Genomic DNA, 14137 nt, shown 5'->3' with positions numbered 1-14137 from the left:
CAGGCCGATCCGCGTCAGCGCTTGGCCGACGAGGAGGCGCGACCCCACGTGGTGCTGGTGTCGGCCGTCGCGAGCTGCCAGTAGCGCGCGGTGGAGGCATAGGCCTTGAGCGTCACCCGGCCGTAGCGGTCGGTCGTGCCGGACTTGACCCACTTCCAGGAGCAGGAGGAGCAGGTCTTCTGCCGGAGGGTGACCTTGGTGCCCGACCAGGCGCGGAAGCCGCTCGGGTAGGAGTTGGGGGAGTAGCGGGTGGCGGTCCCCTTGACCGTGACGTAGCTGCCCGCCCGGCTGGTGCTGATCGTCTGGCGGGCGCCGAGCTTGACCGTCATCTTCGTCGTGTTCTGGGTCATCGCGTTGTAGTTGTAGTCCCAGGCGCCCTCGGGCCGGACCGTGAAGGTCCCGGTGGGGTTCCAGTCGTACCAGTCGATGGTGTCGCTCGTGGCCGGCGACTCGAAGTCGATGATCTCCGTCGTGCCTTGGGTCGGGTGGATGACGTTCCACCAGCCCCAGTCGCCGTAGAGCTGGCAGCCGCGGCTGAACTTCGCGGTGATGCCGCGGTACTCGCTGGTGATCGAGACCTTGCTGGGGACGGTGACCCCGCAGGAGTAGGCGGCCTGGGCCGGGACCGCGGTGACCGCGATGGGGACGAGGGAGAGGGCGGCGGCAGCCGCGGCGCGCTTGAGCATGGGTGGATGACCTCGGATGAGCGAAGGGAGTGTGGCGGGGCAGCCCCCCGACCGAGGAGAAGATTAGAGCCAGCCGCCGACAACCACCAGACCCCATCGGGATCTTTGTCGGACGCCTCGGTCCGGAGGCCACTCACCCCCCGCTGCACGTGCTCAGTGCGCGGCCGGTCACCAGGTGTGCGCGACGTCCACGACGAGTCGCGAACCTCCCGTCGTGGGCGTGATGAAGGCGCGCATCGCAGCGGCCGCGTGCCGATGCCGAAGGTGCTCTGCCCCTCGAAGCTGCCCGCGAAGGCGATCTGGCGGAAGGTCCGGAAGCTGGTCACGTCGACCGCGTTGAGCTTCGAGCGGGGGTCGTAGGTCGCCCGACCGCGACTGTCGTAGGCCGGGCCGCGCACGATGACCCGCAGGTCGGCGTCGCCCTTGAGCCACACCCGCTTGCCCTGGCCCTCGGTGTAGACGGGCGCGTAGCGCACGTCGTAACCGCGCAGCGTTCCGCGCAGGTCGACGACGAAGCGGTCGAAGCAGGTGTGCCGACCGGCTCGTGCGTTGGTGATCTGTGACCACGACATCGTCGGGGCCTGCTTGGCCCAGGAGCCCCAGCTGGTCGAGCACGCCGTGCTCGTCTGCGCCGCAGTCGGTTTCGCCTGCGCCGGTGCGCTCGCCAGAGCGCTCCCGCGACGGCCATCGCCGCCGCGCACGTCGCGGCTGCCAGCCGCGCTCTCATCGATCTCGTCCTGCTCATGACGCCCACATCCCCTGACTCGGGCGGCGGCACCGTTGTCGCCGCATCCACCAAGGATGCTCCCGGCCAGACCGGTGCGCGAGAGGCTGTCGCCGAACGGCAACTCCGCAACACCCTGGGGTCTTGCGGAGTTGGAGACGGTGAGTGTGGTGGGGCCACTGGGGCTTGAACCCAGGACCGACGGATTATGAGTCCGCTGCTCTGACCGACTGAGCTATGGCCCCCTTCGCCCGCAGGCGACGGCGTGAGGTTACCCCGTCGCCCCGCGCGACACATGGTGAGGGAGGGGCCACGGTGAGGGCTGGTGCTCCTGTGGTAGTTGGGGCACAATGGCCGCACAAGCACGTTCGCGTGCACATATCGCTCGAGCAGCACGCCGCAGAGTGTCATTGCGCCGCAGCCGTTCGGTCCTTGCAGGGAGTGCCTGGCGTTGGGGAAGACGTCCATCGCACTCAAGGAGGATCAGGATGTCTGCAGGAAAGCGCATCAGCACCCGAGGTGTGGTGTTCATCCACAGCACCCCGACGGCCCTGTGCCCCCACATCACGTGGGCGCTCGAGTCCGTGCTGGATCAGGCTGTGTCACTGGACTGGACCGAGCAGCAGCTCGGCCGGTCGCTCAAGCGTGCCGAGTTCTCCTGGACGGGGGAGCCCGGCACCGGCGCCAAGCTGGCCTCCGCCCTTCGTGGCTGGGACAACGTGCGCTACGAGGTCACCGAGGAGCCCACTCCGGGTCTCGACGGCTCCCGCTGGAGCCACACGCCGACCCTCGGCATCCACCACGCGACGATCAGCGCCTCCGGCGACGTCGTCCTGCACGAAAACCGCCTGCGTGAGGTCATGACCCTCGCCCAGGGCGCCGGCGAGGCCGTCGAGGACATGCTCGGCGAGCTCCTCGGCGACGCCTGGGACGCCGAGCTCGAGCCCTTCCGCCACGCGGGCGACGGTGCCCCCGTCCGGTGGCTGCACAAGGTCGGCTGACCGGACCCACCCACGCCCCATGCACGAAGGGGGCTGCGCACCCTCCTTGGCGCAGCCCCCTTCGTGCTGCCCTTCGAAGCGCCCTTCGAGGCGGTCGCTGCGCGACCTTCCACAGGGAGCGGGAGATAGCTGCCTCAGGGACCGGGGGAGCGGCTCCGTGACCTGACCTGCCGGTAGCGCGATGGATTTACAGGTGATTCACACACCACCCGTCCACGTCACCGTGCCGAAACCCGTTGCGCGAGACCAAGAAACGCGGCCTCCATAGCGTCATCGCACCCAACCACAGGAGTGCTGATGATCGACTCGACCTCACGTCGTACCGTCCTGCAGGCAGGCGGGCTCACCGCCGGCCTGGCCGCCCTGACCGCCGCCGTCGGCTCGCCCGCCCACGCCGTCGAGACCCCCGACTTCACCCCGCTCAGCGGGTCACGAGGCAAGGGGACCAAGGTCGTCGTGCTCGGCGGGGGGATCGCGGGCCTGACCGCGGCCTACGAGCTGCGCAAGGGTGGCTACGACGTCACGGTCCTCGAGGCCATGGACCGGCCCGGCGGACGCAACTGGACCGTCCGCGGCGGCACGAGCGCGACGGACACCCAGGGACGCACGCAGCGGGCGTCGTTCTCCCGCGGGGAGTACATGAACGCCGGCCCCGGCCGGATCCCGCAGCACCACGTCACCCTCGACTACTGCCGCGAACTCGGCGTGGCCATCGAGCCCTTCGTCAACGTCAACGCCGAGGCGTACCTCTGGCGCCCCGGCACGGCGCTCGACGGTGAGCGGATCAAGCACCGGGCGGCCAAGTCCGACGTCCTGGGCTACATCAGCGAGCTGCTCGCCCAGGCGACGACGTCAGGCTCCCTCGACTCGAGCCTGTCCGCGGCCGAGAAGACCGCGCTGCTGCGCCTGCTCACCGGTCTCGGTGGCCTCAACAGCAGCTACGCGTACACCGGAGGCGGTCGGCGAGGCTACTCCGAGGAGCCGGCCGAAGGCCTGCAGGCGGGCGTCCCGCTCGACCCGTGGTCGATGAGCGACGTGCTGCTGAGCGGCATCGGCAACTACTTCCCCTTCGAGCTCAGCTGGGACCAGTCGATGATGATGTTCCAGCCCGTCGGGGGCATGGACCGCATCGCCTACGCCCTGGAAAAGGCCGTCAGCAAGGGCAACATCACCTACCAGGCCGTCGTCACCGACATCCGCACCTCGGCCGACGGCGTCGAGGTGGCCTACCGGACCAAGGGCGGCACCCGCCGCATCACGGCCGACTACTGCGTCGCCGCGATGCCCCCGCACATCACCGCCAAGATCAGCTCCAACCTGCCCAAGGACGTCGTCGCGGCCATGAAGTCGGCCAGCGTGAGTGACGCCGGCAAGATCGGCATCGAGTACTCGCGACGCTGGTGGGAGCAGGACCACGACCTCTACGGCGGCATCACCAACTCCTCCAACGAGCTGGCCAACATGTGGTTCCCCTCGCACGGCTTCCAGGGCGATGGCGGCGTCGTCATCGGCTACTACAACACCGGCGCCTCCGCCCGCACCTACGGCCAGCTCTCGCCGGCCGCCCGCCAGGCCAAGGCCGTCGCCCAGGGCGCGGAGATCTTCGGTCCGACCTACGCCGAGGGCGTGCAGTCGGCCTTCTCCGTCGACTGGATGAGGGTGCCGCACATCGAGGGCGCGTGGGTCAGCTGGCCGACGGCCAGGGCCCCGGCACCCCCTACGCCAAGCTTCTCGAGCCGAGCGGCCGCGTCCACTTCGCCGGTGACCACCTCTCGCACGCCATCGCCTGGCAGCACGGGGCGATGACCTCCGCCCGCGCCGCGGTCGCGGCGATCCACACGAGGGTCACCTCGTGACCCCGAGCCACACCCCCCGCACCGGCACCACCCCTGCACAGCACCGCCACACCACCACGAAGGGCACCACCATGCGTCGTCGCTCCACCATCGCCATCGCCACCGTCTGCGGTCTCGCCGTCGGTCTCCCCGCCGGGGCCGCGACCTTCAAGGCCGTCGGCCCGCCGAAGCCGACCGAGTACACCCGCGTCCTGCCGGCCGGCCAGGACAACCCGATGATCGCCGACGGCGTCGCGCTCGGCTCCAACCTCTCGACGTACCAGGCGAGCGGCCTCGGTCCGACCTCCGCCAACCCGAGCGCTCCGGCCGGGTCCGCCGAGCGCTACATCGACGCGGCGACCTTCCCCGGCGGCACCCTGCCGCAGGGTGTGACGGTCACCGAGGCGCAGGGCCTCAACGTGCTCGAGGCCATCGGCAACAACCTCGAGCGCGCCGGTCTGGACTACGACGACGTCACGACGATGCGCGTCTTCCTGTCCAACCCGGAGGGCGCCGAGACGGCCGACTTCAACGGCTGGAACCGGGCCTACCGCCAGTACTTCGCCAACACCAGCCTGTCCACGGGCAAGCCGATCCCGGTCTCGATGGGCACCGCCGCACCGAAGAACCCGATCGTCACCAACTCCGCCCGCCCGTCGCGCTTCGCGGTCGAGGTGGAGAACCTGCCGGTCCAGGGCTGGCTCGTCGAGGTCGAGGTGACCGCCGCCTACCCCAAGGGCAACGGCAAGAAGTGACCCGGCCCCGGAGGTGCCGTCACGTGGGGTGACGGGACCACCGGCATGACGAAGGGAGGGGACGCGCGAGTCGCGCGTCCCCTCCCTTCGACCGTCTCGTGGGGAGGAGGCGTCAGTCGTCGGCGGCGGCTCCGGCCACGGTCGGGGCTGTCGCCAGAGCATCGCCAGCGGTGCGTCCACGACGGTTGATCCGCCGCTCGAGCAGGCCGGCGAGCGAGGTCAGGCCCCAGTTGACGACGATGAAGACGATCGCGACGACGACGAGCGCGGCGAAGATGTTGGAGTGCAGCGACGAGAGGTTCTGCCCCTGCTGCAGCAGCTCCGGATAGGTGATGACGGTGCCGAGCGCGGTGTCCTTGAGGATCACGACGAGCTGGCTGACCAGCGCCGGCAGCATCGCCGTGACCGCCTGCGGGATCTGGATCGAACGCAGCACCTGACCCGGCGACAGGCCCACCGCCAGGCCGGCCTCTGGCTGGCCGGCGGGCAGCGAGTGCACGCCCGAGCGCAGCAGCTCGGCCATGACCGCACCGTTGTAGAGGGTCAGCGCCGTGACGACCGCGGCCAGCGGGTTGATCTCCGCCGAGAAGACGCCGTTGTAGGCGTAGATCCCGAAGAAGAAGATCATCATGATCAGCACGGGGATCGCGCGGAAGAACTCGACGACCGCGCCGCTGAGCCAGCGGATGACCCGGTGGCCCGACAGCCGGCCCGAGCCGAAGACGAAGCCGAAGATGCTCGCGCCGACGACCGACAGGGCAGCCGCCTTGACGGTGTTCCACAGGCCGATGAGCAGGTAGTAGCGCCAGGTCTCCCAGGTGGCCATGGGCGACCACTTCGCGCCGGAGAACTCCTCGTACTCGTTGAGCTTGCCGACGACGACCCACAGGATCGCGGCCGCGACGAGGAGGCCGAGCACGGCGATGATCCGGTAGCGCATCCGCGCCTTGGGGCCGGGGTTGTCGAAGAGGACGGTCTGGGTGCTCATCGCTTGACCGCCATCCGCCGCGACAGGCTCGTCAGCCCGATGCCGATCGGCAGGGTGAGGAGCAGGAAGAACCCGGCCACGAGGGCGAAGGTCACGTAGTTGAGGTCGGCACGCAGCTCGATCGCCGCGCTCATGAGGGCGGCGGTCTCGGCGACGCCGATGGCCGCAGCGACCGTCGTGTTCTTGATCAGGGCGATGGTCACCGAGGCGAGGGGGGCGATGGCGCCGCGAATCGCCTGGGGGAGCACGACGTGGCGCAGGTTCTGGGTGAAGCCCAGACCGATCGAGCGCGCCGCCTCGGCCTGACCGGGCGGCACGGTGTTGATCCCGCTGCGGATCGCCTCGCAGACGAAGGCCGCGTGGTAGACGGCCAGGCCGACGATCGCCCAGCGCACACCGTTGTCGGTGATCGAGGTCGGGCTGTTCTCGTCGGCGAGGTTGATGCCCAGGTCGTAGAGCATGACCATGATCGTGAAGGTGAGGATCAGAGTCAGCGGGGTGTTGCGCACGATGTTGACGTAGGCGCTCCCGGCGAAGCGGAAGACCGCGACCGGCGAGACCCGCATGATCGCGATGATCGTGCCGAGCACGAGTGCCCCCGCGAGGGAGAAGGTCGCCAGCTTGATGGTGAGCCAGAAGGCCCCCCACACGTCGAACTGCTGGAAGAGCTCGCTCATCCACTACTCCTTGTCGATGGCGTCGTCAGCGGTGGCACGAAGGGGGCCGAGCGCACCTCGCGCAGGTGGCCGGCCCCCTTCGTCCACCCGGTCAGGAGCAGGCGTCGAGCTTCGGCGGGTTGGTCTTGGCGTCGACCTTGAAGTTCGCCGGACCGAAGTTCTTCTCCACCGCCTTGTCCCACTCGCCGTCGTCGACCATCTTGGTCAGGGCCTTGTTGACGTCCTCGCAGAGCGCGGTGTCGCCCTTCTTCAGGCCGACGCCGTAGCGCTCCTCGGAGAAGGGCGCGCCGACGACCTTGAGCTTGCCCTTGTACTGCTCCTGCGCTGCGTAGCCGGCGAGGATCGTGTCGTCGGTCGTCAGGGCGTCGAGCTGGCCCTTGGAGACGGCCTCCGCGCACTTGGAGTAGGTGTCGAACTCCTGGAGGTTGACGCCCGGGACCTCCTTCTTGACGTTGTCCGCCGACGTGGAGCCGGTGACCGAGCACAGCTTCTTGCCGTCGAGGTCCTCGGGCCCGGTGATCTTGGCGTCGGTGGCGACGAGCAGGTCCTGGCCGGCGATGAAGTACGGCCCGGCGAAGGAGACCTTCTCCTTGCGCTCGTCGGTGATCGAGTAGGTGGCGAAGATCAGGTCGACCTGGCCGGTGGCGATGAGGTCCTCGCGCTGCTTGCTCGGGGCCTGGACGAACTGCACGTCCGTCTTGCCGAGCTCCTTGGCCACGTAGTTGGCGACGTCCACGTCGAAGCCGGAGTAGGTGTTGCCCTCCTTCAGGCCGAGACCCGGCTGGTCGAACTTGATGCCGATCTTGATGCTGCTGTCGTCTCCGGAGCCACCGGATCCGCTCCCGCCCCCGCTGTCGCCGCCGCAGGCCGCCAGGCCCAGGGCGAGGACGAGGGTTGCTCCTGCTGCGCCGAGTCGTCGCGTCATCATGGTTGTTCCTCCTGGTTGGGTCGTGCGCTGGTCAGTGGCTGAGGATCTTGCCGAGGAAGTCCTTGGCGCGATCGCTGCGAGGGTTGGTGAAGAACTCCTCGGGCGTCGCCGTCTCGACGATCTGCCCGTCGGCCATGAAGACGACCCGGTCGGCCGCGCGCCGGGCGAAGCCCATCTCGTGGGTGACGACGATCATCGTCATGCCGGTCTGCGCGAGCTGGGTCATGACGTCGAGGACCTCGTTGATCATCTCGGGGTCGAGGGCCGACGTCGGCTCGTCGAAGAGCATGACCTTGGGGTCCATGGCGAGGGAGCGGGCGATGGCGACGCGCTGCTGCTGGCCGCCGGAGAGCTGGGCGGGGTACTTCGAGGACTGGGCGTCGACGCCGACCCGGGTGAGCAGCTCCTTGGCCCGGGCGGTCGCCTCGGCCTTGGACTTCTTGCGCACCTTGATCGGACCGAGCGTGACGTTGTCGAGGATCGTCTTGTGCGCGAAGAGGTTGAAGGACTGGAAGACCATGCCGACGTCGGCGCGCAGCCGGGCCAGCTCCTTGCCCTCCTCGGGCAGGGGCTTGCCGTCGACGGTGATGCTGCCCGACTCGAAGGTCTCCAACCGGTTGATCGTGCGGCACAGCGTCGACTTGCCCGACCCGGACGGCCCGATGACGACGACGACCTCGCCTCGGCCGACGGTGAGGTTGATGTCCTTGAGCACGTGGAGCTGCCCGAAGTGCTTGTTGACGTCGGTGAGGACGACGAGGGGCTCGTGGGTCCCGGTCTCGCGGGGCGCGGTGTCGCTCGGCATGCGACCGAACCTATCCCGCCCGAGTGTGCCCGTGGTCACGCACGCGCGCCGACGTGACCTGAGTGAGACACTCCGGTCACGCCGGCGCGGCGTGGGCTGGGCTCGTCAGAGCGGGATGTTGCCCGTGCTCGCGCGCGAGCAGGCGCCTCCGCGAGGGCCGTCGCGACGGCGGAGCGGGTGCGGGTGGGCTCGACGATCTCGTCGACGACACCGATCTCGACCGCTCGCGGCAGACCGCCCGAGAGCCGGTCGTGCTCGTCGGCGAGCTGCTGCTCGACCTCGGCGACCTCCGACTCGTCGACCTCGGCGAGCCGGCGGCGGTGGAGGATGCGGATGGCCGCGACCGAGCCCATGACGGCCACGTGCGCGTCCGGCCAGGCGAAGACCTTCGTCGCGCCGAGCGAGCGCGAGTTCATCGCGATGTAGGCGCCGCCGTAGGTCTTGCGGGTCACGACGGTGACCCGGGGGACGACGGCCTCGGCGAAGGCGTGCAGGAGCTTCGCCCCCCTTCGCACGACGCCGTCCCATTCCTGGCCGACGCCGGGCAGGTAGCCGGGCACGTCGACGAGGACGACGAGCGGGACGCCGAAGGCATCGCACATGCGCACGAAGCGCGCCGCCTTCTCCGCAGACGACGAGTCGAGGCAACCGCCGAGGCGCATCGGGTTGTTGGCGATGACGCCGACGGTGCGTCCGCCCATGCGGCCGAGCGTCGTGACGATGTTGGGCGCCCACCGGCCGTGCAGCTCCTGCACCTCGCCGCTGTCGAGCAGCTGCTCGACGAGGGGGTGCACGTCGTAGGCCCGCTTCGCCGACTCCGGCAGCTGCTCGGCGAGGTCGACATCGGTGACGGCCGCGAGGTCGAAGTCGCCCTGGTCGCTCAGCAGCCGGCACAGGGTGCCGGCCCGGCCGTAGGCGTCGTCGATGGACTCGGCGAGCACGTGGACGACGCCGGAGCGGCGACCGTGCGGCTCGGGACCACCGAGGCGAAGGGCGTCGACGTCCTCACCCGTCACCGAGCGGACGACGTCGGGGCCGGTGACGAAGATGCGCCCCTCCGGGGCGAGGATGACGATGTCGGTCAGGGCCGGGCCGTAGGCGGCACCGCCGGCGGCGGCACCGATGACGACCGAGATCTGGGGGATCTTGCCCGACGCGCGGTCATGATCGCGAAGACCTCGCCGACGGCGTGCAGCGAGACGACCCCCTCGGGCAGGCGCGCCCCACCGGAGTGCCACAGGCCGACGACGGGGACGCCGTCGGCGAGGGCGCGCTCGTAGGCGGCGACGACGACCTTGCAGCCGGCGACGCCCATGGCGCCGCCCATGATCGTCGCGTCGGAGGCGAAGACGACGACCGGCTGGCCGCCCACGGTGCCTGTCGCGGCGAGCATGCCCGAGTCGTCGTCGGGCGTGAGCAGCTCGACCGAGCCCTCGTCGACGAAGGCCGCGATGCGGTGGTTGGGGTTGCGCGGGTCCTGCTCGCGAGGAACCTTGACGCGCTTGCCGACCGCGGCGGAGGCGGCATTGGGCTGGCGGGTCACGAGTGCGTCCCGAAGGCGAGGGCGACGTTGTGCCCGCCGAAGCCGAAGCTGTTGTCGAGGACGAGCAGATCACCGTCGCCGAGCGGGCGAGGGGTGTCGCGGACGATGTCGAGGTCGACCGCCGGGTCGAGGTTGTCGATGTTGATCGTCGGCGGCGCGACCCGGTCGCGCACGGACAGAGCGGCGAAGATCGCCTCCAGGGCCCCGGCGGCGCCCAGGAGGTGGCCGGTCATCGACTTCGTGCCGCTGATGGCCATGTGGTCGGCGTCGGCGCCGAAGGCCCGGCGGATCGCGGCGACCTCGCGGCGACGTCGCGACGGGGCGTCGACGTCGCGTGCGCGTTGATGTGCACGAGGTCGGCCGGGGTGGCCCCGGCGTCGCGGACCGCGTCGGCCATGGCGCGGGAGGCGCCGGCGCCCTCGGGCTCGGGGGCCGCGATGTGGTGCGAGTCGGCGCTCACGCCGAAGCCGGCGAGGGTGCAGATGATGTCGGCGCCGCGGCGCGGGCGTGCTCCTCGGACTCGAGGACGAGGATCGCGCCGCCCTCGCCGAGGACGAAGCCGTCACGGTCGGAGTCGTAGGGGCGCGAGGCGGTCTCGGGGGAGTCGTTGCGCGTGGAGAGCGCCTGCATCGCGGCGAAGCCGGAGATGGGCAGCGGGTGGATCGAGGCCTCGGAGCCACCGGCGATGACGACATCGGCCTTGCCGTCACGGATGAGCTGGGCGCCGTAGCCGATCGACTCGGCGCCGGAGGAGCAGGCGGAGACGAGGGTGTGCGCACCGGCCCGGGCGCCGAACTCCAGGGAGACCGTTCCGGACGCCGAGTTGGGCATGAGCATCGGGATCGAGAGCGGGTAGACGCGACGAGGGCCCTTGGTGCGCAGGGCCTCCCACGCGGTGAGCAGGGTCTGCACGCCACCGATGCCGGTGCCGACGGCGCTGGCGAGGCGCTCCGGCTCGACCTCGGGGGAGCCGGCGTTGGTCCACGCCTCACGGGCGGCGACGAGGGCGTACTGGGCGAAGGGGTCGAGGCGCTTGGTCTCGACCTTCTTGAGCACCTCGGACACGGGGGTCGTCAGCTGCGCGGCGAAGCTCACCGGCAGCTCGAACTCCTCGACCCAGGAGGCGTCGAGGGCGCGCGCGCCGGGACGGCCGGCGAGCAGTGCCTGCCAGGTCTCCTCGGCGGTGCCGCCGAGCGGGGTCGTGGCTCCGACGCCGGTGACGACGACGGTGGGTCGGGGAGAGGACATGCGGGGCTCCTGTGGGTCGGTGGACGCGGCCGGGCGGTTCCCCCCTTCGCTCGTGACGAAGGGGGGAACGTCACCGGATCAGGCCGGCTGGTTGGCCTTGATGAAGTTGACGGCGTCGCCGACGGTCTTGAGGTTCTTGACCTCCTCGTCGGGGATCTTGGCCCCGAACTTCTCCTCGGCGGTGACGGCGATCGTCATCATCGACAGCGAGTCGACGTCGAGGTCGTCCGTGAAGGTCTTGTCGGCGGTCACCTCGGACGCGTCGACACCGGTCTCCTCCGAGACGATCTCGGCGAGGCCGTCGAGAATCTCCTGGTCGCTGAATGCCATGGAACTGCTCCTTCGTGTTGCGGTTGGGGCGGTGTGCTGGCCCGATGACCCGTCGGACCGACGGGTGAACTAGGGGAGGGTCACGACCTGCGCGGCCCAGACGAGACCGGCACCGAAGCCGATCTGGAGCGCCAGACCGCCGGGCGCGACCTCGCCCTCGCGGAGCATGCGCTCCATCGCGAGGGGGACCGAGGCCGCGGAGGTGTTGGCCGTGGTGACGATGTCGCGGGCGATGGGCAGCTCGGCCGGCAGACCCAGGGTCTTGGCCATCTGGTCGATGATCCGCACGTTGGCCTGGTGGGGGATGAAGGCGGCGAGCTCGTCGGCGCGGACCCCCGCGACGTCGAGCGCGCGCTGGGCCTCCTTGGCCATCGACCACACGGCCCAGCGGAAGACGCTCGGACCCTCCATGATGATCGCCGGCCAGCGCAGGTCCCGGTCGTCGCGCAGCTCGGTCCAGGCATCGCGCTGCGTGATGAAGCGGTGCTTGTCGCCGTCGCTGCCCCACACGGTCGGGCCGATGCCGGGGGTCTCGCTGCGGGAGACGACAGCGGCACCGGCGCCGTCGCCGAAGATGAAGGCGGAGCCGCGGTCCTGCGGGTCGGTGAAGTCGAGCAGCTTTTCGACCCCGACGACGAGGACGTGCTCGGCGGTGCCGACACGGATCATGTCGTTGGCCACGGAGATCGCGTGGCAGTAGCCCGCACACGCGGCGGAGATGTCGAAGGCCGCTGCGCCGCAGCCGAGCCGGGCCGCGAGGATCGGGGCGGCGGCGGGCGTCTGGTAGGGGTGGGTCACCGTGGCGACGAGCACGGCGTCGACCTGGTCGGCGCCCAGGCCGGCGTAGTCGAGGGCCGCGCGCGAGGCGTGCTCGGCCATGTCGACGACGCTCTCGTCCTCGGCCGCCTTGTGGCGCGAGGCGATGCCGGAGCGCTCGCGGATCCACTCGTCGGAGGAGTCGATCGCCTCGATGATCTCGCTGTTGGGGACGACCCGCTCGGGGCGGTAGGCGCCGATGCCCGTGATGCGCGCGTGGTGCAGGACGTCGGGAACGCCCAGGGTCGCGGCGCTCACGCGATCGACCCCTCGGGGTGCAGGCGCAGCAGGGGCTGGCCGGGGGAGACCGGGTCGCCGTCCTCGACGAGCCACTCGACGACGGTGCCGCCGTGGTCGGCCCGCACCTCGAGCGTGTCGCGAAGGGAGGAGATGCGGGCGACGACGTCGCCCGGGGTGACGGCCGCGCCGGGAGCGCTCGAGCCGACCTCGACGGTGCCCTTGACCGGCGCGGTGACCAGGCGCCAGGTCGGCTGGGAGGCCGACCGCGCGAGCCGTGCTCGCGCACCATGCGGTGGGCGGCCTCGAGGTCGTCGGGAGACTTGAGGGCGAGCACCTCGACACCCTTGAGGCCGCGCTTGGCCAGACCGGTGAGGGCACCGGCCGGCGGGATCTCGATGACGCCGGTGACGCCGAGGTCCTTGAGCGTCTCCATGCACAGGTCCCAGCGCACCGGGTTGCTCACCTGGCTGACGATGCGCGAGAGCACCTCGCGGCCGGAGTGGATGACGGCACCATCGACGTTGGAGACGAGCGGGACCCGGGCGTCGTGGGTCGAGACGGCTCGGGCGAGGCGGCCCATCTCGGCGACGGCGGGGGACATGTGCTCCGTGTGGAAGGCGCCGGCAACCTTGAGGGGCATGACCCGCGCCTTGGCCGGCGGGGCCTCGGCCAGGGCCGCGAGCTGCTCCATCGTGCCGGCGGCCACGACCTGACCGGCGCCGTTGACGTTGGCCGGGGTGAGGCCGTGCTGCTCGAGGACGGTGAGCACCTCGTCGGGGTCGCCACCGAGGACGGCGCTCATGCCGGTGGGGGTGGCCTGTGCCGCGGCGGCCATGCCGCGACCGCGCTCGCGGACGAGGACCATGGCCTGCTCGGCGGAGATGACGCCGGCAGCCGAGGCCGCGGTGATCTCACCGACGCTGTGGCCGGCACCGGCGCCGACGACGCGGAAGCCGTCGGCCGGGTGCTCGAAGAGCGCCAGCAGCGACAGCAGGCCCGCGGCGACGATGAGCGGCTGCGCGACCGCCGTGTCCTTGATCGTCTCCTCGTCGCTCGTCGTGCCGTGGGTGGCGAGGTCGATGCCGGCGACGGCGGACAGCCAGTGCAGGCGGTCGGCCACGCCGGGCAGCTCGAGCCAGGGAGAGAGGAAGCCGGGCGTCTGGGAGCCCTGACCGGGGCAGGTGATGGCGAGCACCCATCCAGAGTCGCGGGCGAAGGGCGGCGCGGGCGAGGTCGACCACGCCAGAGAATCACCCGTCGGAGTTGGAGGGTTCCTCCAAGATGGCGCCGAGGGTCAGGGCGACACGCACGGTGAAGGCCTCGTGCGGGTCGGTGAGGTCGTAGCCGGTGACCTCGCTGATCCGGCCGAGGCGGTAGCGCACCGTGTTGACGTGGACGATGAGGGCGCGGGAGGTCGCCTCGAGACCGGGGGAGTCGAGGTGGGTGCGTGCGGTCTCGAGCAGGCTCGGGTGCTCGGCGAGCCGGTGGTGCACCTGGCTCGACGAGGGCGGCGTGGGCGAGGTCGTCGCCGGCGACGGCTCGCTCCCCGAGGAGGTCGTCC

The 14137-nt window shown here is 70.6% G+C and carries 14 protein-coding genes, 1 tRNA gene and 3 pseudogenes; 3 read left to right on the top strand and 15 right to left on the bottom strand.

Features of this window, described 5'->3' with window-relative positions:
* Nucleotides 1-14 precede the first annotated feature (14 nt).
* From AC2W7J_RS02930 to AC2W7J_RS02920, 3 genes and pseudogenes are all read right to left on the bottom strand, one after another.
* The gene (locus tag AC2W7J_RS02930; protein ID WP_485981407.1) at nucleotides 15-686 is read right to left on the bottom strand and encodes a hypothetical protein; all 672 of its coding nucleotides are present in this window, start codon (nucleotides 684-686) and stop codon (nucleotides 15-17) included.
* Nucleotides 687-985: 299 nt separating this feature from the next.
* Nucleotides 986-1258: pseudogene (locus AC2W7J_RS02925) on the bottom strand (AMIN-like domain-containing (lipo)protein); the annotation flags it as partial.
* A 320-nt stretch (nucleotides 1259-1578) separates the two neighbouring features.
* Nucleotides 1579-1655, bottom strand: a tRNA-Ile gene (locus AC2W7J_RS02920).
* 243 nt (nucleotides 1656-1898) lie between these two features.
* Here AC2W7J_RS02920 and AC2W7J_RS02915 point away from each other — a divergent pair.
* The 3 genes from AC2W7J_RS02915 (at nucleotide 1899) to AC2W7J_RS02905 (ending at nucleotide 5001) form a co-directional block, all read left to right on the top strand.
* Nucleotides 1899-2411: a DUF3145 domain-containing protein gene (locus AC2W7J_RS02915; RefSeq protein ID WP_255183698.1), complete on the top strand. Its 513-nt coding sequence runs from the start codon at nucleotides 1899-1901 to the stop codon at nucleotides 2409-2411.
* Nucleotides 2412-2708: 297 nt separating this feature from the next.
* A complete protein-coding gene (locus AC2W7J_RS02910; RefSeq protein ID WP_485981400.1) occupies nucleotides 2709-4217 on the top strand; it encodes a flavin monoamine oxidase family protein in 1509 nt (502 codons plus the stop codon).
* Between the two features lie 46 nt (nucleotides 4218-4263).
* Entirely contained in the window at nucleotides 4264-5001 is a 738-nt protein-coding gene (locus AC2W7J_RS02905) for a Rid family hydrolase (RefSeq protein ID WP_485981399.1), read from the top strand.
* A gap of 112 nt (nucleotides 5002-5113) precedes the next feature.
* Here the strand turns inward: AC2W7J_RS02905 and AC2W7J_RS02900 are convergent, their stop codons facing one another.
* The 12 genes and pseudogenes from AC2W7J_RS02900 to AC2W7J_RS02845 form a co-directional block, all read right to left on the bottom strand.
* Nucleotides 5114-5989 (bottom strand): amino acid ABC transporter permease, encoded by an 876-nt coding sequence (locus AC2W7J_RS02900; RefSeq protein ID WP_485981398.1) that lies wholly within the window; start codon nucleotides 5987-5989, stop codon nucleotides 5114-5116.
* Nucleotides 5986-6666, bottom strand: coding sequence for an amino acid ABC transporter permease (locus AC2W7J_RS02895; protein ID WP_485981397.1), 681 nt, complete (start codon nucleotides 6664-6666; stop codon nucleotides 5986-5988). The genes AC2W7J_RS02900 and AC2W7J_RS02895 overlap by 4 nt, the downstream gene beginning before the upstream one ends.
* Before the next feature lie 91 nt (nucleotides 6667-6757).
* A complete protein-coding gene (locus tag AC2W7J_RS02890) occupies nucleotides 6758-7594 on the bottom strand; it encodes a glutamate ABC transporter substrate-binding protein (protein WP_485981396.1) in 837 nt (278 codons plus the stop codon).
* 31 nt (nucleotides 7595-7625) lie between these two features.
* A complete protein-coding gene (locus AC2W7J_RS02885; RefSeq protein WP_255183692.1) occupies nucleotides 7626-8399 on the bottom strand; it encodes an amino acid ABC transporter ATP-binding protein in 774 nt (257 codons plus the stop codon).
* A gap of 35 nt (nucleotides 8400-8434) precedes the next feature.
* Nucleotides 8435-9523 carry a carboxyl transferase domain-containing protein gene (locus tag AC2W7J_RS02880; protein WP_485981405.1) on the bottom strand — a complete coding sequence of 363 codons (1089 nt, stop codon included), beginning with the start codon at nucleotides 9521-9523 and terminating at the stop codon, nucleotides 8435-8437.
* Nucleotides 9481-9942, bottom strand: coding sequence for a carboxyl transferase domain-containing protein (locus tag AC2W7J_RS02875; RefSeq protein WP_485981395.1), 462 nt, complete (start codon nucleotides 9940-9942; stop codon nucleotides 9481-9483). The genes AC2W7J_RS02880 and AC2W7J_RS02875 overlap by 43 nt, the downstream gene beginning before the upstream one ends.
* Nucleotides 9939-11190: pseudogene (locus tag AC2W7J_RS02870) on the bottom strand (beta-ketoacyl-[acyl-carrier-protein] synthase family protein). Before AC2W7J_RS02870 ends, AC2W7J_RS02875 begins: the two are co-directional and overlap by 4 nt.
* Before the next feature lie 78 nt (nucleotides 11191-11268).
* Nucleotides 11269-11520, bottom strand: coding sequence for an acyl carrier protein (locus tag AC2W7J_RS02865; RefSeq protein ID WP_255183689.1), 252 nt, complete (start codon nucleotides 11518-11520; stop codon nucleotides 11269-11271).
* A gap of 69 nt (nucleotides 11521-11589) precedes the next feature.
* Complete coding sequence (locus AC2W7J_RS02860; RefSeq protein ID WP_485981394.1) at nucleotides 11590-12594, bottom strand: beta-ketoacyl-ACP synthase III; 1005 nt, start codon at nucleotides 12592-12594, stop codon at nucleotides 11590-11592.
* Nucleotides 12591-13013 carry an acetyl-CoA carboxylase biotin carboxyl carrier protein gene (locus tag AC2W7J_RS02855; RefSeq protein WP_485981393.1) on the bottom strand — a complete coding sequence of 141 codons (423 nt, stop codon included), beginning with the start codon at nucleotides 13011-13013 and terminating at the stop codon, nucleotides 12591-12593. Before AC2W7J_RS02855 ends, AC2W7J_RS02860 begins: the two co-directional genes overlap by 4 nt.
* Nucleotides 12977-13696, bottom strand: a pseudogene (locus tag AC2W7J_RS02850) (ACP S-malonyltransferase); the annotation flags it as partial. The gene AC2W7J_RS02855 and the pseudogene AC2W7J_RS02850, both read right to left, overlap by 37 nt.
* 130 nt (nucleotides 13697-13826) lie before the next feature.
* Nucleotides 13827-14137: PucR family transcriptional regulator (locus AC2W7J_RS02845; RefSeq protein WP_485981392.1), on the bottom strand; the 311-nt coding region annotated here is incomplete at its 5' end.

It is taken from the genome of Janibacter sp. CFPM2_SD2 (assembly GCF_057364645.1).
This window is presented reverse-complemented; position numbering and strand designations above follow the sequence as displayed.

What these genes read in the sequence shown, in the direction of transcription:
- AC2W7J_RS02885 (WP_255183692.1), bottom strand. Translation starts at nt 8,399, where the DNA reads ATGCCGAGCGACACCGCGCCCCGCGAGACCGGGACCCACGAGCCCCTC.
- AC2W7J_RS02865 (WP_255183689.1), bottom strand. Translation starts at nt 11,520, where the DNA reads ATGGCATTCAGCGACCAGGAGATTCTCGACGGCCTCGCCGAGATCGTC.
- AC2W7J_RS02930 (WP_485981407.1), bottom strand. Translation starts at nt 686, where the DNA reads ATGCTCAAGCGCGCCGCGGCTGCCGCCGCCCTCTCCCTCGTCCCCATC.
- AC2W7J_RS02915 (WP_255183698.1), top strand. Translation starts at nt 1,899, where the DNA reads ATGTCTGCAGGAAAGCGCATCAGCACCCGAGGTGTGGTGTTCATCCAC.
- AC2W7J_RS02910 (WP_485981400.1), top strand. Translation starts at nt 2,709, where the DNA reads ATGATCGACTCGACCTCACGTCGTACCGTCCTGCAGGCAGGCGGGCTC.
- AC2W7J_RS02900 (WP_485981398.1), bottom strand. Translation starts at nt 5,989, where the DNA reads ATGAGCACCCAGACCGTCCTCTTCGACAACCCCGGCCCCAAGGCGCGG.
- AC2W7J_RS02890 (WP_485981396.1), bottom strand. Translation starts at nt 7,594, where the DNA reads ATGATGACGCGACGACTCGGCGCAGCAGGAGCAACCCTCGTCCTCGCC.
- AC2W7J_RS02895 (WP_485981397.1), bottom strand. Translation starts at nt 6,666, where the DNA reads ATGAGCGAGCTCTTCCAGCAGTTCGACGTGTGGGGGGCCTTCTGGCTC.